Origin of the sequence: Pantoea sp. OVA07A (assembly GCF_019969975.1) — a bacterium.
Classification (GTDB): Bacteria; Pseudomonadota; Gammaproteobacteria; order Enterobacterales; family Enterobacteriaceae; genus Pantoea; species Pantoea agglomerans.
The window spans coordinates 623,759-641,824 of sequence record NZ_JAHXYM010000001.1 but is presented as its reverse complement, the minus strand read 5'-3'; the positions used below and the strand labels follow the sequence as shown (position 1 = coordinate 641,824).

Below are 18,066 nucleotides of genomic sequence, written 5' to 3'. Positions count from 1 at the left end.
CAGCGGCTGATAAGCCCTGGCAGACTTGCAAAGAACTTCGTGAGAGAGATCACAGAGGCGAAAGGCGGGAGGATGTGACCCCTGCCGCAAATCTGTTAACTGCTAAGGATTTCTTGAAAAATCAGCATGATTCCTGCTGAGTCAGGCTGAAAATTCAAGGTAAGGTTAGAGCGTGCTGATTAGACTGCGTTACGGTTTTGTTAAGCAGCGAGAGATGACCATGACCATATTGCACAGTGCGGATTTTTTCCCCGAAGGCGATTACGCCATTGCGATTGAACCCCGCATACCCCAGGCCGCCTTCCCGGAGCATCATCATGATTTCCATGAAATTGTGCTGGTTGAGCAAGGCTCTGGCATTCATGTGTTTAATGGTCAGCCACAAACGCTGTGCGCCGGTTGCGTCTGCTTTGTGCGCGATCACGATCGTCATCTTTATGAGCAGACCGACAACCTTTGTCTGACCAACGTGCTTTATCGCAGCCCCGGCGCGTTTCGCTTTCTCTCCGGGTTACAGGCTTTACTGCCCTGCGATCAGGACGGGCAATATGCTTCCCACTGGCGCATCAATCAAAAGGTGATGACGCAGGCGCTGAGTGTGGCGGCGCAGATGCAGCCGGATGATACCTGGTCGATGGAAAAACAGGCGCGTCAGGAACAGCTCTTTTTACAGTTGCTGGTGCTGTTGCGTGAGGCGTGCATTGACGGACAGAGTCAGGATCAGGAGGCGCGGCTGCATCGTCTGCTCGACTGGCTGGGTGAGCATTACAGTGATGAGATTATCTGGGATGAACTGGCTGACCGCTTCTCCCTGTCGCTGCGTACCCTGCATCGGCAAATGAAACAGCAAACCGGTAGCACGCCGCAGCGCTACCTGAACCGTGTGCGGCTGTTGCAGGCCCGTCATCTGCTGCGTCACAGTGATATGCGAATTACCGACATCGCCTTCCAGTGTGGATTTGGGGACAGCAACCATTTCTCAACCCTGTTCAGGCGCGAATTTGGCTGCGCACCGCGAGCGGAGCGCCAGCAGATGATGTAAAGGAGCCAATCATGGCGTTGATACTCAGTCGGGATGACTATTTTCCCGCCACTACTCTACCGGTGGCGGTCGCCGAAAGGATGCCACAACCCTCTTTCCCGCCGCATCGACACGAGTTCAGTGAAATCGTGATTGTCTGGCGCGGCAATGGCTTGCACGTCCTCAACGATCGCCCCTGGCTGATTACCTGTGGCGACGTTTTTTATATCCGCGATAGTGACTGCCACAGCTACGACAGCGTTAACGATCTGGTGCTGGATAACATCCTCTACTGTCGTGACCGCTTTGGTCTTGCTCTTGACTGGAATCAGCTGCTGCCGCAACAGGGCCCGGATGCGCCAGGCGGCTGGCGGCTGACCACGCGAGGGATGGCGCTGGCCCGGGGAGTGATCAGCCAGCTGGAGCGTGAAAGCCGCAAAAGCGACCCCCTTTCAGTTCAGCTCTCGGAGGCGCTGTTTTTACAGCTGGCGCTGATTCTGCGCCGCCACGGCTACGCGGCCGACCGCCCCTGGGCGTTGCCGGAGGGGGAACAGCTCGATCTGCTGATGTCAGCGTTACAGGGTGCGATTGCCCGCCCCTTTGATCTCGCGGAGTTTTGTCAGCTGAACCAGCTCAGCGAACGGGCGCTGAGGCAGCTTTTCCGTCAGCAGACCGGGATGACTATCGGTCATTACCTGCGTCAGCTGCAGCTCTGTCAGGCAAAATATCTGCTGCGCACCCAGGATTGTCTGATTAGCGAGGTTGCCGCCCGCTGCGGCTTTGATGACAGTAACTATTTTTCGGTGGTCTTCACCCGTGACACCGGTTTACCTCCCAGCGCCTGGCGACAGCAATTTATCGCGCCACGCCAGGCGCTGAAAAGTGCCACGTCTTAATAAAACGGGCCTTCATTGAACGCTGTCGAGCAATTTACTGCACAAAAGCAGCAATAAATCAGCTAAAAGGCGCAGGGAACACGCTCAGAAGAGGAAAGCGTCCCGCACCATGGACAAAAACGCCGGGAGCGTTTTTGAACAACGCAACGCGTTGGCCCGGCTACGGGCGCATTTCAGGGATGAGGTGCGTAATCGTGCGGGCCGGGCATGCCATGGATGGCGGCTTTTGCGTCTTTCCGATCTGACCGTGTTCCCTGAGCGGGCACGATCTGACCGCCATTCTGCTAACGCTAAGGGCCTGCATAGCAGGCCCGTTCTGTATTAAAACAGCGTCTCTGTATTCGCGATCAGGCCGCCATGCCAAGTCCCACAATATTAGCGGCAATGATAATCACCACACAGCCGATTGATAACACGCTGACCGGGCGGCGTCCCGCAGACTTCCACTCCTTCATCAGCAGCCCCACCAGACCACCACACAGGACGTATAGACTCATGTGCAGCATCCAGCTGACATAGTCATACTGCGCCGGGATTCTGGCATGGCCCCAGGCATAGAAGAAGAACTGCAGATACCACATGGTGCCGCCGAGCACCGCAAAAGCGGTATTGGTAATCAGCAGCGACTTCCCGACCGAGAAGTCTTTACGCACCGACAGCTCTGGCCGGGTGGCCAGCCGCCAGAAACAGAAGGCCAGATTAACCAGAGCCCCGCCGCCCATAATGATCACGTAGCTGGGCAGAGCTACATACAGCGGATCGATGCCAAGATTAGCGGCGGCCTGATGCATGGGCTTAGCCGCATCCATGGCAAAGGACATACCCGCCGAGAAGATGCCGCACATCACCGCCAGCACCAGTCCTTTTCTGAGATTAAACTCTTCTGCGTTAATCCCCAGCGCCCGCTCTTTTAACAGCCCGGCACGCGACACAATCCCGACGCCAATCAGTGCCACCAGTACGCCCAGCAGGGTTAACCGGCCACCCGCCGACGCGAAGAGCTCACCAAAGCGCCCCTGCAGAAGCGGTGTCATCAGCGTGCCGACCACCAGGGTAATGCCAATCGCGATACCGATCCCCATCGACATGCCGAGATAACGCATGGTCAGGCCGTAGTTGATATTGCCTATGCCCCACATCGCGCCAAACAGAAATACCGGTGTCAGCTGGGACAGCGAGAAGCTGCTGTAATAGGCCATAAAATCTGGCAGTAAAATGGCACTTACCGCCCACGGCAGGATCAGCCACGACATCAGGCCACCGATCGACCACATGGTTTCCCATGACCATCTTTTCACCTGTTTAAAAGGCGCGTAGAAACACGCGGCGCTGGCAGCTCCGACAAAATGCCAGAAGATACCCGCAATAATGGCACTGTTCATTGTTATTCCCCGGTTAGGTTGAGGCCTGTCGGAAACCTGTCTGCTTCCGCTCAGCAGGCAGTCTACGTTCAGCAGGAATTCCTCAGCCTTTGGATAAATGCCGGAAGCCACAGTGAAGTGGCAATATTTACCCGTTGTGCCCATCAGGGATCACAATTTCACCGTTGTCAGAAAACCGGACGATTAGTTAAGTAAGTAACTTATTATTCAATGTTTTTTTCATTTTTGCTGTGTGGCGCAGCACAATTCTGATCTGACTGCCATTCACAAGGGAAGGTTGGCAAATGTGCAAAGAAGCCTTTCATTAACGCGGGCAAGGTCGTATAAACTGGGGAAAATTGATCGGATCAGGGAATGGGATGACGACAAAGTGGTTAACGCTGTTTCTTTCGCAGTCAGTCAGCCAGGTCATGCTGGATGATCTGCGCGCGATATTACCTGCAGATGCGATAAAGGTGTTTGTGAATGGCCTGGATGAAACCCACTATGCCACCCTTGAGTGTGTGCAGGCGGATCAGCATTGCGCCCTGATCGCCTCAGCGATAGTGGTCTGGCGTCAGCTCGGACATGTTCACCATATTCTCTATAAAAAAGGTGAGGTGTTGCGGGAGGAAAATGATGCAACGCAGTTCCAGCTGTTCACTCTGCTGAAAACCCACCGCGCCGTATTGCAGATCTCATGATAAGATCGCAGCCCCTGAAATCGCTGTTTGCAGCAGGTAAATTATGAGAATTGGAATTCTGTTTCCGATCGCCATCATTGTGGCGGGCGTGGGCTTTCTGGCGTGGTTTATTGGCAGTGGCCTGGCGATGCCAGGCTCCTGAAGGTCAGCGCAACTGACTGTCTTTACTGCCCCGACGGTTATATAAACTGCTGGTCTGCTGCTGCTTGTCGATTTTTTCCTGACACGCCACACAATAGTGCACGCCTTTAAGCGCCTGACGACGCGCTTCGGGAATCGGCTCGCCGCAGAGCTCGCATTCGGTGGCGCTTTCGCCCTGTCCAATCGACTGTCTTACCCGCTCAATGCCGTCATTGACGGTGCTATCGATCTGTTCCTGTACTGCGCCTTCTGACGCCCATCCATTTGCCATGATTTAACCCCTTTATTACCACTTCACTCCTTTAAATCTACAACATATTGACGTTTTTGCCGCAGAACTCACCGATATCTGTGATTGGCTGCCAGCCGCTCCTGGCAGCTGGCAATCAGCTAAAGGTAGACCTGAGCAATCTGTTTCACCCTGCTATCACATTACTGCAACGTATCGATAGCGGAGAGCTAAGCGAATGACAACACATCATCAACATTTCATTAATGGCGAATTTGTAGCCCACCAGGGTGACCGGTGGATTGAAGTGATCAATCCGTCCACGGAGGCGTTGCTGTCCCGTATTCCCCAGGGCAGTCGTCAGGATGCCAGCCTTGCCATCAGCGCCGCAGAAGTGGCTCAGCCTGGATGGGAAGCGCTGCCTGCAGTAGAGCGCGGCGTCTGGCTGCACAAAATTGCCACCGCCATCCGCCAGCGTGAGCCTGAACTGACGGCAACCATTGTGGCTGAGGGTGGAAAAACCCAGGGGCTGGCGAAGACCGAAGTGATGTTCACCGCCGACTACCTCGATTACATGGCGGAGTGGGCGCGGCGCTATGAAGGTGAGATCATCAACAGTGACCGCCCCAACGAAAATATCTTCCTGTTTAAAAAAGCGATCGGCGTCACTACCGGAATACTGCCGTGGAATTTCCCCTTCTTCCTCATTGCCCGCAAAGCGGCACCGGCCCTGATCACCGGAAACACCATCGTGATCAAACCCAGTGAGCTGACACCGAATAATGCGGCACTTTTTGCCGACATCATACAAAAGCTGGGTCTGCCTGCTGGCGTCATTAACTTTGTTTATGGTCTGGGACCGGAAGTGGGACAGGAGCTGGCGGCAAATCCTAAGGTCGGTCTGGTGAGTCTGACCGGAAGCGTCGGTGCGGGCATTGCCACCATGGAAGCCGCGGCTAAAAATGTCACCAAAGTGTCGCTGGAACTGGGTGGCAAAGCCCCCGCCATCGTGATGGATGATGCCGACCTCGAGCTGGCTGTGCGGGCGGTCGTCAGCTCGCGGATCATTAACAGCGGCCAGGTCTGCAATTGCGTAGAGCGGCTCTATGTGCAGGAAGGCATTTACGATCGTTTTATCAGCGCACTGACCGCCGCGTTTCAGCAGGTGACATTTGGCGACCCGGCCGAACGCAGCGATATCGATATGGGTCCGCTGATTAATGCCGCAGCACGGGATCGGGTGGAGCAGAAGGTGGCAGAGGCCGTCGCCGCAGGGGCGAAAGTGGTTCTGGGCGGCAAGCGCGCCGGAGACAGAGGCTTCTTTTTCCAGCCCACCTTGCTGACTGAGGTGCGCCAGGAGATGGCGATTATGCAGGAGGAGATTTTTGGCCCGGTTCTGCCGGTGATGAGTTTTAAAACGCTTGACGAGGCGATTACGCTGGCCAACGACTGCGAGTATGGGCTGACCTCTTCGATTTATACGCAGAATCTGAATACCACCATGACCGCGCTGCGAAAGCTGAAGTTCGGCGAAACCTATGTTAACCGTGAAAACTTCGAAGCGATGCAGGGATTTCATGCCGGGTGGCGTAAATCGGGTGTCGGCGGTGCCGATGGAAAACATGGTCTGGAGGAGTATCTACAGACCCATGTTGCCTATTTACAGTTCAGTTAATCACTGGCTCGATCTTACCTCCTCCCGTACCTGACGTTGTCAGTACCAGAGTGGGCCAGTAATTGGCCCACTCTTTTATGCCACCCGCTTACTGCAGCGCAGCAGCGCGATGCCACTCAGCACCGCCACAGCCATCAGGTAGTATCCAGGCGCCAGACTGCTGCCGGTGGCGGCAATCAGCATGCTGCAAATCAGCGGTGCAAACCCGCCAAATACCGTCACGGCCACGTTGTAGCTGATCGCCATGCCGCTGGCGCGCGTGGTCGCCGGGAAGAGATCGGCCATCACCGACGGCACCGTGGAGAAATAGACCGACTTGAGTAGCGCCATCCACGCCACCAGCAGGATCAGCGTGGTGGGCGTAGTGTGATCGACCATCCATTTGAAGGCGGGATAGATGGTGACCATCAGCAGCAGCAGCGATCCCCACATCAGCGGCAATCGGCCAATCCGCTCCGCCCACAATCCCATTATGGGCGTCACCACCGTCAGGATAATCCCTGCGACCAGCGTGGCGGTGAAGGCCACTGACCCCGGCAGATGCAGCGTTTTGGTGGCGTAGGTCGGAATGTAATTGAGCATGTAGTTGACCGCAGTCGAGATCACCATCACCCCAATCGCCAGGGTGATCAGCGCTTTCTGCCGCCCGAACAGCGTTTTCAGCGGTGCGGCTTCCTTCTCCTGCGTCGCAAAGCTGGCGGGCTCCTGCACGTGACGGCGAATGTAGATCCCCAGCGGCCCAATCAGTAAGCCGAAGGCAAACGGGATACGCCAGCCCCACGCCTGAATCTCGCTTTCGCTCAGCCAGTGTGTCAGCCCGAGGCCGAACGCCGATGCCATCAGAGTACTGGCGCCCTGTGTGGCGAACTGCCAGCTGGCGATAAAGGCTTTGCGCTCGGGAAAGTGCTCTACCAGGAAAGCGGTCGAACTGCCAAATTCGCCTCCGGCAGAGAAGCCCTGAATCAGGCGCGCCAGGATAATCAGCAGCGGCGCCGCCAGACCAATAGTGGCGTAACCCGGCATAAAGGTAATGATTGCCCCGCCCAGCATCATCAGATTGATTGAGAGCAGCAGCGCTTTTTTACGGCCATGACGGTCGGCATAGTTGCCCAGCACGATGGCACCCAGCGGACGGATCAGGAACGAGATGCCGAAGCTGCCGAAGGTCAGCAGCAGCGACACCGACGGATCGCTGACCGGAAAGAAGACGTGCGCGATGTAGCTGGCGAAGAAGCCATACACCGCGATGTCGAACCACTCCAGCGCGTTACCAATGCAGGTAGCGAACAGCGTTTTGTGCAGGCTCGGTTTCACCTGCGGAGTACTCTGTGCGATGCTGCTCATTGTTCACCTCTCCGCCACTGATGGTGGCGCGACATCAGTTGTTTGCCCTCTTCACCCAGTTGCCAGAAAAGGCGGGTCATGATCGCCAGCCCTTCACGTGCAACAGAGGTGAGCATGTGTTCGTTAACGCCGTGCTGGCCGCAGGCCGGATAGGAATGGGGCACCCACAGCGTCGGGAGGCCGAGGATATCGGCAAATACCTCATTGGGCAGTGAACCGCCGAGATTGGGCAACAGCGCCGGTTTTTTACCGCTGCTGCGGGCCAGCGTGTCCAGCGCCCAGGCCACCAGCGGATCCTGCGGATCGAGCCGCGTTGCAGGTGAACCGCGCATAAACTCCACGCTGACGTTATCGAAGCCGTGCTGATGCAGGTGACTTTCGACATGCCGGACCAGATTTTCCCAGTCGGTGCCGACCACAAATCGCAGCTGACACACTGCCGTGGCGCTGCCGGGGATGGCGTTCATCGGGCGCGCCGGGTTACCGGTTTCAAACGCCAGCACCTCCAGCGTGTTCCAGCCATAAAGACGCTCCGCAGGCGTCAGACCCGGCTCGCCCCAGCTGTCGGCCAGCGCCGGATCGCCCGGTATTCCGCCCACCTCAATATCACTGAGGATGGCGCGCACCGCATCGGTCAGGGAGTCCGGTTTCAGCGCGGCGACCTGCAAAACACCCTTTGCATTCACCAGGCAGGCGAGCGCATTCGCCAGCTGGGTGCCGGGATTACTCAGCAGTCCGCCCCAGTTGCCGGAGTGATAGGCGTTGTCGCGCGCCCTGATAGTCAGACGAAAGTTCGCCGCGCCACGCGAACCCAGGAACAGTGTCGGCCGCACCGCGTTCAGTCGCGGGCCATCAGAGGCGATAAAGAGGTCGGCCTGTAACAGCGCCCGCTGCTGCTGACAAATCTCCGCCAGCCCCGGTGAACTGATCTCTTCACCCATTTCAAACAAAATTTTGCAGTTGAAGCCCAGTGCGCCACCGCGTGCCTGCCACACCTGCTCCAGCGCCGCGAGATTGATGCAGTGCTGGCCTTTGTTGTCCGCACTGCCGCGCCCATACAGGCGGTCATCTTCAGCCGTGAGTTGCCACGGTGATAAACCGTCGCGCCAGTTCTCATCGTCGCCGAACACCACATCGCCGTGGCCATAGCAGAGCAGCGTCGGTCTGGAGGGATCTTCAATGAGCGTGGCGATCAGAAACGGCGGGCTGCCGGGCTGCGGATTCTCAAACGGGTGCAGCGTAAAGCCCATCGCCGCCAGCTGCGGGCCGATCTCCTGCTGCAGATAGTTCTCAAGCTCCACCTGCCTGCTGGCGTGCTGGCTTTCGGTCACACAGGAAATTCGTCGTGCCAGCAGCTGCTGAAACTCGCCACTGTCGAAATAGTGCATCGCCTGGTCAACGGTCTGTTGCTCTGTCATGTTTGCCCTGTCTGTTCTTTTTATCGTGCTTTATCTTTGACAAACTTCTCTCTTTGCCACAATTATTAATTTATCGAGTGAGCCTTGCTTTTAAAGCAAGCCACGCCTGCCCTTTTATGATGCGTTTTGCCGGAGTGACCATGTTAAGCAGTGAGATCCGCTATTTCCTGGCGGTCGTACAGTGCGGATCGCTCAGCGCCGCCAGCGAGCAGCTCTTTGTGGCGGTGTCGGCGATTAGTCGCCAGATCCAGCGCCTGGAAACGCAGGTGGGTGTGCCGCTGTTTGAGCGGCATGCACGCGGCATGGTATTGAACGAAGCCGGTGAAATATTCGCGCATCATGTGCGCAAGAGTCAGCTCGATATGGAATATGCGCTTGCGGAGATTAAGGGGCTGAAAGCAATACGGCGCAGCCTGATCCGCATCGCCTGTACCGACGGAATGGCGTTCAGTCTGCTCCCGGGTCTGCTGGCGGAGTTCCGTCAGGCCAACCCCGGCGTGCTGTTTGCGCTTAACGTGACGCACTCTCAGGGCGTGGCGGCATGCGTCAGAGCTGGTGAATGCGATGTTGCGCTGCAGTTCAGTCTGCAACCGGAGCGCAGCGTTGAGGTGCTCGGCTCGTGGCCGGCGCCGGTGTTGCTGGCGATGCATCAGTCACATCCGCTGGCGTCGCGTCAGGTGACGCTGGCCGATCTGCATGGCTGGCCGCTGGCGTTGCCAGGTCAGCATACTACCGTGCGGCAGTTGTTTGACCTCTCCTGTCAGATGAACGACTGCGTGGTCGAGCCGGTGCTGACCTGCGACTATTTCGCTACGCTCTACCACTTTTTGCTGCATACCCCGCAGGCAGTAACCATTTGCAGTGCGTTTACCCTGTTATTTGAGCGCGACACGCAAAATCTGGTGTTGCGTTCGATGGGGGTGGATCAGCTGAGTCAGCGTACGTTGCAGCTTCAGACGGTGTCCGGCCGCCAGCGGAATGCGGCGCTGACGCTGTTTCTGCATTTTTTGCAGCAGCGGCTAACGGAGATGGATCAGCAGGTGAGGATGGGATGAGGGGTACAGGGTTGTGGTTTAACCAGCTCGGTACCAGATTGCCATATGATTCAGGTTGATAAGGGAATATGGGTTAACGTCCTGGCTGCTTCCGTGAGAGGGTGTTGGCTAAGGAACACGGGTTACGTCTGCACCGATTCGCTGTGAGAGGGTGCCGGCGAAGGAAACACGACCCGATCGGAAAGTCGCAACAGTCGCCATCCATGGCATGCCCGGCCCACGCGATTACGCACCTCATCCCTGAGGTGCGCCCGTAGCCGGGCCAACGCGTTGCGTTGTTCAAAAACGCTCCCGGCGTTTTTATCCGGGCGGCGGGACGCTTTCCTCCTCTGCTCGTGTTCCCTTCGCGTTGAGCTTTATCATTGCGGTCATATAAACCCTGACTTTAGTGCATAAACTTAGCCCCACTCGGAAGTGGGGCTCTGGTTTTAGCGGCAATCACTTACTGCTTAATATCAACCTGATAGAAGATGTGTTTGCCGAACGGATCGACCTGATAGCCGCTGACTGATTTGCGCACCGGCTCAAAGATGGTGGAGTGCGCAATCATCACCGCAGGCATCTGGTCATGCATCATCTGCTGTGCCTGCAGATAGAGCGCGGTGCGTTTGCCCTGATCCGGCTCGGCGCGGGCTTCGGTGATTAACTTCTCGAACGGCTGATAGCACCATTTTGAGGAGTTGGAACCGCCCTGTGCAGAGGTACAGCTGTAAAGCGGGCCAAAGAAGTTGTCCGGATCGCCGGTGGCGGTGGTCCAGCCCATCAGCGCCGCCTGATGCTCGCCGCTGCGCACGCGTTTCAGGTATTCGCCCCACTCATAGCTGACGATATTGGCTTTGATGCCCACTTTAGCCCAGTCCGACTGAATCATCTCCGCCATGCGGCGCGCATTCGGGTTGTAAGGCCGCTGAACCGGCATCGCCCAGAGCGCAATTTCGGTACCCGGTTTCACACCCGCCTGTTGCAGCAGGGCTTTGGCCTTCTCTGGATCGTAGTCGTAATCTCTCAGATCTTTGTCGGCGCTCCAGACGCCCGGTGGCAGGATATTTTTCGCAACCGTGCCGGTGCCTTTAAAAATCGCCTCGATTATTGCCGGTTTGTTGATCGCCATCGCCAGCGCCTGACGCACTTTAACGTTATCGGTTGGCGCTTTAGTGGTGTTAAACGCCAGGAAGCCGGTATTCAGACCCGCCTTTTGTTCCAGGGTGATATCCGGGTTAGCGCGCATCTTTTCAAGATCGGCGGGATTAGGGAATGGCATTACCTGACATTCGTTCTTCTCCAGCTTGGCGTAGCGCACGGAGGCATCCGGCGTGATGCTGAACACCAGCCGATCGAGCTTCGCCTTGCCCTGCCAGTAGTCCGGGAACGCTTTGTAGAGAATGCGGGAATCTTTCTGATACTGCACCAGCTCAAACGGGCCGGTGCCGATCGGGTTCATATCGACCTTCTCCGGCGTCCCCGCTTTCAGCATCGCGTCTGCATATTCCGCCGAGTGGATCGAGGCGAAATACCAGGCGAGATCGGCAAGGAACGGCGCTTCCGGATGGGACAGCGTAAAACGTACGGTGTGGTCATCGACCCGGTCGATACTTTTAATCAGCGTGGAGAGCTCCAGGCTTTCGAAGTTGGAATAGGTGCCGCCAGAGACATTGTGGTAGGGATTTTTCGGGTCCATCTGGCGCATAAACGAGAAGATCACATCGTCGGCGTTGAAGTCGCGGCTGGGTTTGAAGGCTTTATTGCTCTGAAACTTCACGTTCTTGCGCAGATAGAAGGTGTAAACCGTGCCATCCGGGCTGATTTCCCAGCGTTCCGCCAGGCTGGGCACCAGATTGGTGGTGCCGGGCGTAAAGTCCACCAGCCGGTTAAAGACCGGCACCGCACTGGCGTCAACGCTGGTCCCGGAGGTATAGAGCTGCGGGTTAAAGTTCTCTGGCGATCCCTCAGAACAGAAGACCAGCGTTTTGGCGTTAACGCTGCCAGCCAGCGCTATCCCAGCCGTAACAAGCGCTAAGGTGGCTATCTTGATTTTCATTATTATCCTCGCTTTGTATTGACTTCCGGTGATCACAATATCTAAATGAATCATTCAGATGCTTCATTGATAGCACGATTCGGCACCATAACGAACCCCGCCGGTGGCTGACTAATAAGGAATAGTGATGACAGACAAACTTGAGTCGCAGCTCACAGAACGTTTTTTCCGTTACCTCGCCATCAGCAGTCAGAGCGATGCCAAATCCACCACCCTGCCCAGCACGCCGAGCCAGCACGCCATGGCGGAACTGCTGGCGGATGAGCTGCGCGCGTCAGGGCTGGATGAGGTGGTGGTTGATGAACATGCCACGGTGACGGCGGTGAAACGCGGCAACCGGCCTGACGCGCCGCGCATCGGGTTTATTACGCATATCGATACCGTTGATGTCGGTTTGTCGCCCGATATCCACCCGCAGATCCTCACCTGGCAGGGCGAAGATCTCTGTCTGAATGCAGAGCAGGATATCTGGCTGCGCCGCGATGAACATCCGGAGATCGCGCCCTACGTCGGTCAGCAGGTGATCTTCAGCGACGGCACCAGCGTGCTGGGCGCGGACAACAAAGCGGCGGTCACCGTGGTGATGACGCTGATGCAGAACCTTAACGGCGACCACGGCGACATCGTGGTGGCCTTTGTGCCGGACGAAGAGATTGGGCTGCGCGGCGCGAAAGCGCTGGATCTGGAAACGCGCTTTAATGTTGATTTCGCCTGGACCATCGACTGCTGCGAACTGGGCGAAGTGGTCTATGAAAACTTCAATGCTGCCGCTGCAGAAATTGTGTTTACCGGCGTACCGGCCCATCCGATGTCGGGCAAAGGGGTGCTGGTCAATCCGCTGCTGATGGCCCATGACTACATCAGCCTGTTTGATCGGCAGCAGACCCCGGAGCACACCGAAGGCCGTGAAGGCTATATCTGGTTCAATGAGATTCAGGCCAACGCCAGCAAGGCGACGCTTAAGGCCTCAATCCGTGATTTTGATCTGACCAGCTTTGCGGCACGTAAGCAGCAGTTGCAGCAGGCAGCAGAGGATCTGGCAGCGCGTTACCCCACCGGCAAGGTGAGCGTGGGTATCAGCGATACTTACAGCAATATCAGCAATGCCCTGGGTGAAGATCGTCGGGCGATTGACCTGATCTTCAGTGCCTTTGCCGCGCTGGAGATTGAGCCGAAGGTGATTCCGATGCGTGGTGGTACAGACGGTGCCGCGCTGTCAGCCAAAGGTCTGCTGACGCCGAACTTCTTTACCGGCGCGCACAACTTCCATTCACGCTTCGAATTTCTGCCGGTAACGTCGTTTGTGAAGTCCTATCAGGTGGCGGAAAAACTCTGTTATCTGGCGGCGGAATAAGCGGAGGAATCGGGCGCAGAACGCGCCCGATTGCGATTATGGCTTCGCGCTGACATCAATGCCTGGGAAATATTTTTCAGCCAGCTTTTTGATGGTGCCATCGCCCTGCACTTTAGCAATCGCCGCATCCAGTGACTGCTTAAGCTGCGCATCATCTTTGCGCAGGCCGTAGCCGATGCCTGAACCAAGAATCGCGTCATCTTCGACTGGCTTGCCAACAAAACCAAAGCCTTTGCCCTGCGGTTTATCGAGGAAGCCAGACTGACCGGCAGCGGACATCACCAGTGTGCCATCCAGGCGGCCCGCGACCATGTCGTTGTAAACCTGGTTTTGATCCTGATACGAGGTCACAGTCACACCCTGCGGCTCCCAGTGCTTCTTGGCATAGGTTTCCTGGATGGATCCCTGTAACACACCGATGTTCTTGCCCTTCAGACCTTCGGCGGTCGGTGCCAGATTTTCACCGGTCTTCGCCACTAACATGGTCGGAATACGGTAGATCGGCTGCGTAAACGCAATGCTTCTGGCGCGCGCTTCGGTGATGTTCATCGCCGAGTTAATGGCGTCGAACTTTTTCGCCTGTAGTGCCGGGATCAGCGCATCAAAGCTGCTCTCAACCCAGTGGCAGCTGAAGTTGCCCGCCTTACAGATGGCATTGCCCAGCTCGATATCAAAGCCTTCCAGTTCCCCTTTAGCATTGCGGCTTTCAAAAGGCGGATATTGTGACTCCACGCCGTAGCGTAAATCCTGTGCCAGTGCCTGTACCGATGTCATCATGCCCAGAGCGAGAAAAAGCGCGTTCAGTTTCTTCATTATGTCATTTACCCCGAAAAGTCCTGGTTACCTGTTCCCCGAGCTGCCTCACGCGGTGGCGTGATTCAGCGAGAAAAAGCACATAGCGCAGCCGCGCCAGCCTCAAGTGTCGCCTCGTCTTTAGCAAAAGAGAGCCGAATCAGTTTGTTATCTGTGCCATCCATATAAAACGCCGACAGCGGTATGGTCGCCACACCGTGATCGACGATAAGACGTTTTACCATTTCACTGTCCGGTTCGTCACTGAAATGTCCATAGCTGGCGAGCATAAAGAACGAACCCGCACTCGGCAGCAGCCGGAACGGGGAGTTCTGCATCAGGGCGATCAGCCGGTCGCGCTTCTGCTGATAGAAGGCGCTGAGCGACAGATAGTTCTCTGGCGTCTGCAGGTAGTGTGCGAAACCGACCTGCATCGGCGTATCGGCGGCGTACATCATAAACTGATGCACTTTCACCAGCTCAGTCATCAGCTCTGCCGGTGCCAGACAGTAGCCTACCCGCCAGCCGGTGACGTGGAAGGTTTTGCCAAACGAAGAGACAATGACGCTGCGGGCTGCCAGCTCCGGATGCGTCGCCATCCCACAATGCGGTCGCCCATCAAACAGAATATGCTCGTAAACCTCATCGGAGAGCACCACGATATCGGTGTTGCGGATTAAGGCTGCCAGCTGATTCAGGTCGTCGGGGGTCAGCACCTGCGCGCTGGGGTTATGCGGCGTATTAATAATGATCATCCGGGTGCGCGGCGTGATTGCTGCCCGCAACTGATCCCAGTCGATAGCAAATGACGGCACCTGCAACTTCAGGCCAATCGGTTTACCGCCCTGCAACCGCACCACCGGCGCGTAGCTGTCAAACGCCGGTTCAAAGAAGATCACCTCATCGCCCTGATGAACCAGCGCGGTAATCGCCATATAGAGCCCCTGGCTGGCGCTGCCGGTGATCAGCACTTCACTGGCGGCATCATATTGTTGTCCATAGAGCGCCTGCACTTTGCTGGCAAGCGCGTCGCGTAAGGCGGGCAAGCCCATCATGGCGGCATACTGATTATGTCCTTCCTGCATCGCGCGGCTGACTGAGTCGACCAGCGCCGGATCACAGGGGAAATTGGGCGCGCCCTGCGACAGGTTAATCGCCTGATGCTGCGCCGAAAGCTGGCCAATCACGCTGAAAATAGTGGTGCCGACGTCCGGCAATTTTGAGTGGATAGCGACAGGCGTTTTCAGGGACATACTCTCTCCGTCAGGGGCTTAACCGCTCAGATGCGGTAAATAGCTATTCAACGGGCTGCGACTTGAGTCGGAAAGCGAAATGTCGTCATAATAGCCATGACAAAAATGCATAGCTGAGGTTCACCGTGTCACGCTTATCGCTGCCGCTTAATGCCATTCACGCCTTTCTGGTGACCGCCCGACATCTCAATCTGACCCACGCTGCCCGCGAACTTTGCCTGACGCAGGGCGCCGTCAGTCGTAAGATTGCCGCCCTGGAGCAGTGGCTGGGCGTGACGCTGTTTGACCGCCACGCGCGCGGTCTGCGCCTGACCCCTCAGGGCGCGGCGCTGCTGCCCGACTTACAGCAGGGTTTTGAGCTGATGGTTCAGGCCAGCGAGAAGGTCCGCCGTAGTCAGGTCAGCATTCGCCTGAAAGCGCCAACCTGTGCGATGCGCTGGCTGGTGCCCCGGCTGATGGCGCTGGAGCATCAGCGACCTGAACTGCATGTAGCTCTGACCACCACGCTGGATCATGCCGCGCAGCTTGAGAACTTCGATGTGGCGATTGTCTATGGTAAGCCGCACCCTGACGGAATTTGCCTGTTCAGTGAGTCGCTGACGCCAGTGATGGCAGCCGATCAACCCCGCCCGGACTCCCCGGCGGCACTGGCCACAATGACCTTTTTGCATCCGACGGCAGATACGCGTGACTGGCAGTGCTGGCTGCAGGCGCAGCAGGTGACACTGAACATGAAGCGGAACCAGCATTTTGCCACCATGGACTTAGCGATCAGTGCAGCGATTCAGGGGTTTGGTGTGGCGATGGCCGACAGCAATCTGGTGGAGAGTGATATAGCCAGCGGCAGGCTGATTAAGCCGTTCGCTGGCGAGGCAAAAACCGGTGCGGTTTACAGTTTACTGCAACGGTCCGCGCAGGATGCGCCACCGTTCCTGGCGGAGCTGGTGGCGTGGCTGTGCAGGGATCAGAAGGTGACCCAGTCGCCGTTATCCGCCGGTTTAGCCTGAGGCGCATTCAGCACGGTTGCTTTCGGCGCGGCAGGTTTATTCGTGATGACCGGTGCGGTCTGGCGGTTGCTGGAGAGACGGAACTTCGACACAGAGGCCTGCAGCGCTTCTGTCTGCAATGCCAGTGCGCTCGCCGCGGCCGAGACCTCTTCAACCAGTGAGGCGTTCTGCTGGGTCACACTATCCATTTCGGTTACCGCGGCACCCACCTGAGAGATGCCTTTGCTCTGCTCTTCCGAGGCGGAGGCAATCTGTTTCATGATCGCATCAACATCCTGCACCGATTTCAGAATATTATTCATGGTGCCGCCGGTGGTGCTGACCAGCTCGGCGCCTTTACCTACACGCTGAACCGAATCTTCAATCAGCGTCGCAATCTCTTTGGCGGCATTGGCGCTGCGCTGTGCAAGGTTACGCACTTCAGAGGCAACGACCGCAAAACCCCGACCCTGTTCGCCAGCACGTGCCGCTTCGACGGCGGCGTTCAGCGCCAGAATATTGGTCTGGAAAGCGATACCGTTGATCACGTTAGTGATTTCAGCGATTTTCTTCGAACTGCCTGAGATGCCATCCATAGTGCTGACGACTTCACTGACCAGCTGACCGCCACGTTGTGCCGTGGTGGTGGCGGTTTCTGCCAGCAGGCTGGCCTGGCGGGCATTATCGGCGTTGAATTTTACCGTTGCCGTCAACTGCTCCATGCTGGCCGCAGTCTGTTCGAGCGCAGCGGCCTGCTCTTCGGTACGTGAAGAGAGGTCGTTGTTACCGGCAGAAATCTCTGCGGCACCGCGCGAGATATTCTCAGTGCCGCTGCGAATGGCGCTGACCGCTTCACGCAGGCTATCCTGCATGGCGCTCAGCAGCGGCACCAGTTTACCGACGCAGTTGCGTCCGAAATCGGATACCGGCTGACTCAGATCGCCCGTGGCAATGACCGCGAAGTGGGTACGGATACTTTCCAGCGGACGGACCAGCATCGCCACCAGATAGCGGTCGGTAAACAGCAGAATAAACAGGCCGATAATTACCGTGATGGTAATAATCGTTTTGGTCATCGCGGTGAGGTGATCCACTTCAACCCGGGTTGCATCCAGCTTTTCAGCTGCGCCCTGGCTGAATTTCTCTGCGCTGATGCCAAAGGCACGACTGAGTGGCGGCGTGACGTTATTTGCCTGCTGACGATAAGCATCAGGCGAGGCCTGACGGGCCAGCTGCAATTGTGGAGTAACGCCCGCATCCAGCAGCTTTTGCCAGCTCTGAATCACCCCATCCACGACATCCGGGTTCATCGGGCCGGGTGCCAGTTGTTTAAAGCGCGCCAGTTGCTGGGTCATGCTGTCCAGCGCCTGCTGCACCGGAGCATAAGCCTCATCGCTCAGGGTCTGACCTGCGGCTTTGCTTTCCATCACGCGGGATAAGCGCGTGATGACACGAAAATATTGATCGTTGCCTTTGCTCAGCACCGTCATTTGCTCAACCAGATGACGGTCCACATCATTCCCTTCGCTGAGCGCGCCAAGAGAGTGAATGCTATACAGCCCGACGCCGCTCCACAGTAAACAAAACAGTCCCAGAATAGAGAGCATCACTGCGCGAATGGTAAAATTTTTGAGCATTCCCATACCAAAATCCTATACACGTTGACCCGCAAGCGTCGGGCATAGGAGGTTTATCGGCATGCGATTGTGAAGATGTAACTGTTTTGTTACCTAATATTTTACAGCGTCCCTAAGGCAAATTTCACTTTATAGCCCTTTTATTCAGCAGGTTAACCTTTA

At 56.7% G+C, this 18,066-nt stretch carries 16 protein-coding genes; 8 read left to right on the top strand and 8 right to left on the bottom strand.

Features of this window, described 5'->3' with window-relative positions:
- Positions 1-220 precede the first annotated feature (220 nt).
- Positions 221-1,042: an HTH-type transcriptional activator RhaS gene (gene rhaS / locus LC417_RS02945; RefSeq protein WP_029519076.1), complete on the top strand. Its 822-nt coding sequence runs from the start codon at positions 221-223 to the stop codon at positions 1,040-1,042.
- Positions 1,043-1,053: 11 nt separating this feature from the next.
- On the top strand, positions 1,054-1,917 hold the full coding sequence (gene rhaR / locus LC417_RS02940; RefSeq protein WP_062757684.1) for an HTH-type transcriptional activator RhaR: 864 nt from the start codon (positions 1,054-1,056) through the stop codon (positions 1,915-1,917).
- Positions 1,918-2,264: 347 nt separating this feature from the next.
- Here rhaR and rhaT read toward each other — a convergent pair whose 3' ends face one another.
- Positions 2,265-3,299, bottom strand: coding sequence for an L-rhamnose/proton symporter RhaT (gene rhaT, locus LC417_RS02935; protein WP_010670192.1), 1,035 nt, complete (start codon positions 3,297-3,299; stop codon positions 2,265-2,267).
- 359 nt (positions 3,300-3,658) lie between these two features.
- Here rhaT and LC417_RS02930 point away from each other — a divergent pair, with 359 nt between their 5' ends.
- Entirely contained in the window at positions 3,659-3,982 is a 324-nt protein-coding gene (locus LC417_RS02930) for a hypothetical protein (RefSeq protein WP_010244743.1), read from the top strand.
- Between the two features lie 43 nt (positions 3,983-4,025).
- Complete coding sequence (locus LC417_RS02925; RefSeq protein ID WP_008925225.1) at positions 4,026-4,124, top strand: YoaK family small membrane protein; 99 nt, start codon at positions 4,026-4,028, stop codon at positions 4,122-4,124.
- 3 nt (positions 4,125-4,127) lie between these two features.
- Here LC417_RS02925 and LC417_RS02920 read toward each other — a convergent pair whose 3' ends face one another.
- Complete coding sequence (locus tag LC417_RS02920) at positions 4,128-4,394, bottom strand: DksA/TraR family C4-type zinc finger protein (protein WP_010244737.1); 267 nt, start codon at positions 4,392-4,394, stop codon at positions 4,128-4,130.
- A 196-nt stretch (positions 4,395-4,590) separates the two neighbouring features.
- Here LC417_RS02920 and aldA point away from each other — a divergent pair, with 196 nt between their 5' ends.
- Entirely contained in the window at positions 4,591-6,027 is a 1,437-nt protein-coding gene (aldA, locus tag LC417_RS02915) for an aldehyde dehydrogenase (RefSeq protein ID WP_010244734.1), read from the top strand.
- Between the two features lie 75 nt (positions 6,028-6,102).
- On the opposite strand, the gene LC417_RS02910 is transcribed toward aldA, so the two are convergent.
- Both LC417_RS02910 and LC417_RS02905 read right to left on the bottom strand, forming a co-directional pair.
- A complete protein-coding gene (locus tag LC417_RS02910; RefSeq protein WP_010244731.1) occupies positions 6,103-7,371 on the bottom strand; it encodes an MFS transporter in 1,269 nt (422 codons plus the stop codon).
- Entirely contained in the window at positions 7,368-8,789 is a 1,422-nt protein-coding gene (locus tag LC417_RS02905) for a M20 family metallopeptidase (RefSeq protein ID WP_223565425.1), read from the bottom strand. The genes LC417_RS02910 and LC417_RS02905 overlap by 4 nt, the downstream gene beginning before the upstream one ends.
- Positions 8,790-8,929: 140 nt before the next feature.
- On the opposite strand from LC417_RS02905, the gene LC417_RS02900 reads away from it, so the two are divergent.
- On the top strand, positions 8,930-9,844 hold the full coding sequence (locus LC417_RS02900) for a LysR family transcriptional regulator (protein WP_033771823.1): 915 nt from the start codon (positions 8,930-8,932) through the stop codon (positions 9,842-9,844).
- Between the two features lie 442 nt (positions 9,845-10,286).
- On the opposite strand, the gene LC417_RS02895 is transcribed toward LC417_RS02900, so the two are convergent.
- Positions 10,287-11,882 (bottom strand): ABC transporter substrate-binding protein, encoded by a 1,596-nt coding sequence (locus LC417_RS02895; RefSeq protein ID WP_223565424.1) that lies wholly within the window; start codon positions 11,880-11,882, stop codon positions 10,287-10,289.
- Between the two features lie 127 nt (positions 11,883-12,009).
- On the opposite strand from LC417_RS02895, the gene pepT reads away from it, so the two are divergent.
- Positions 12,010-13,236: a peptidase T gene (gene pepT, locus LC417_RS02890; RefSeq protein ID WP_223565423.1), complete on the top strand. Its 1,227-nt coding sequence runs from the start codon at positions 12,010-12,012 to the stop codon at positions 13,234-13,236.
- A gap of 36 nt (positions 13,237-13,272) precedes the next feature.
- Here pepT and LC417_RS02885 read toward each other — a convergent pair whose 3' ends face one another.
- Both LC417_RS02885 and LC417_RS02880 read right to left on the bottom strand, forming a co-directional pair.
- On the bottom strand, positions 13,273-14,049 hold the full coding sequence (locus tag LC417_RS02885; RefSeq protein WP_010670199.1) for a transporter substrate-binding domain-containing protein: 777 nt from the start codon (positions 14,047-14,049) through the stop codon (positions 13,273-13,275).
- A gap of 65 nt (positions 14,050-14,114) precedes the next feature.
- Entirely contained in the window at positions 14,115-15,281 is a 1,167-nt protein-coding gene (locus tag LC417_RS02880; protein WP_033757747.1) for a methionine aminotransferase, read from the bottom strand.
- A 125-nt stretch (positions 15,282-15,406) separates the two neighbouring features.
- On the opposite strand from LC417_RS02880, the gene LC417_RS02875 reads away from it, so the two are divergent.
- Complete coding sequence (locus LC417_RS02875; protein ID WP_223565422.1) at positions 15,407-16,288, top strand: LysR substrate-binding domain-containing protein; 882 nt, start codon at positions 15,407-15,409, stop codon at positions 16,286-16,288.
- On the opposite strand, the gene LC417_RS02870 is transcribed toward LC417_RS02875, so the two are convergent.
- Positions 16,246-17,910, bottom strand: coding sequence for a methyl-accepting chemotaxis protein (locus LC417_RS02870; protein WP_187493192.1), 1,665 nt, complete (start codon positions 17,908-17,910; stop codon positions 16,246-16,248). The two genes, LC417_RS02875 and LC417_RS02870, sit on opposite strands and share 43 nt — an antisense overlap.
- Between the last annotated feature and the right edge of the window lie 156 nt (positions 17,911-18,066).

Bases quoted from the DNA above. Each gene is read 5' to 3' on its own strand.
- rhaS (WP_029519076.1), top strand. From the start codon at position 221: ATGACCATATTGCACAGTGCGGATTTTTTCCCCGAAGGCGATTACGCC.
- rhaR (WP_062757684.1), top strand. From the start codon at position 1,054: ATGGCGTTGATACTCAGTCGGGATGACTATTTTCCCGCCACTACTCTA.
- rhaT (WP_010670192.1), bottom strand. From the start codon at position 3,299: ATGAACAGTGCCATTATTGCGGGTATCTTCTGGCATTTTGTCGGAGCT.
- LC417_RS02930 (WP_010244743.1), top strand. From the start codon at position 3,659: ATGACGACAAAGTGGTTAACGCTGTTTCTTTCGCAGTCAGTCAGCCAG.
- LC417_RS02925 (WP_008925225.1), top strand. From the start codon at position 4,026: ATGAGAATTGGAATTCTGTTTCCGATCGCCATCATTGTGGCGGGCGTG.
- LC417_RS02920 (WP_010244737.1), bottom strand. From the start codon at position 4,394: ATGGCAAATGGATGGGCGTCAGAAGGCGCAGTACAGGAACAGATCGAT.
- aldA (WP_010244734.1), top strand. From the start codon at position 4,591: ATGACAACACATCATCAACATTTCATTAATGGCGAATTTGTAGCCCAC.
- LC417_RS02910 (WP_010244731.1), bottom strand. From the start codon at position 7,371: ATGAGCAGCATCGCACAGAGTACTCCGCAGGTGAAACCGAGCCTGCAC.
- LC417_RS02905 (WP_223565425.1), bottom strand. From the start codon at position 8,789: ATGACAGAGCAACAGACCGTTGACCAGGCGATGCACTATTTCGACAGT.
- LC417_RS02900 (WP_033771823.1), top strand. From the start codon at position 8,930: ATGTTAAGCAGTGAGATCCGCTATTTCCTGGCGGTCGTACAGTGCGGA.
- LC417_RS02895 (WP_223565424.1), bottom strand. From the start codon at position 11,882: ATGAAAATCAAGATAGCCACCTTAGCGCTTGTTACGGCTGGGATAGCG.
- pepT (WP_223565423.1), top strand. From the start codon at position 12,010: ATGACAGACAAACTTGAGTCGCAGCTCACAGAACGTTTTTTCCGTTAC.
- LC417_RS02885 (WP_010670199.1), bottom strand. From the start codon at position 14,049: ATGAAGAAACTGAACGCGCTTTTTCTCGCTCTGGGCATGATGACATCG.
- LC417_RS02880 (WP_033757747.1), bottom strand. From the start codon at position 15,281: ATGTCCCTGAAAACGCCTGTCGCTATCCACTCAAAATTGCCGGACGTC.
- LC417_RS02870 (WP_187493192.1), bottom strand. From the start codon at position 17,910: ATGGGAATGCTCAAAAATTTTACCATTCGCGCAGTGATGCTCTCTATT.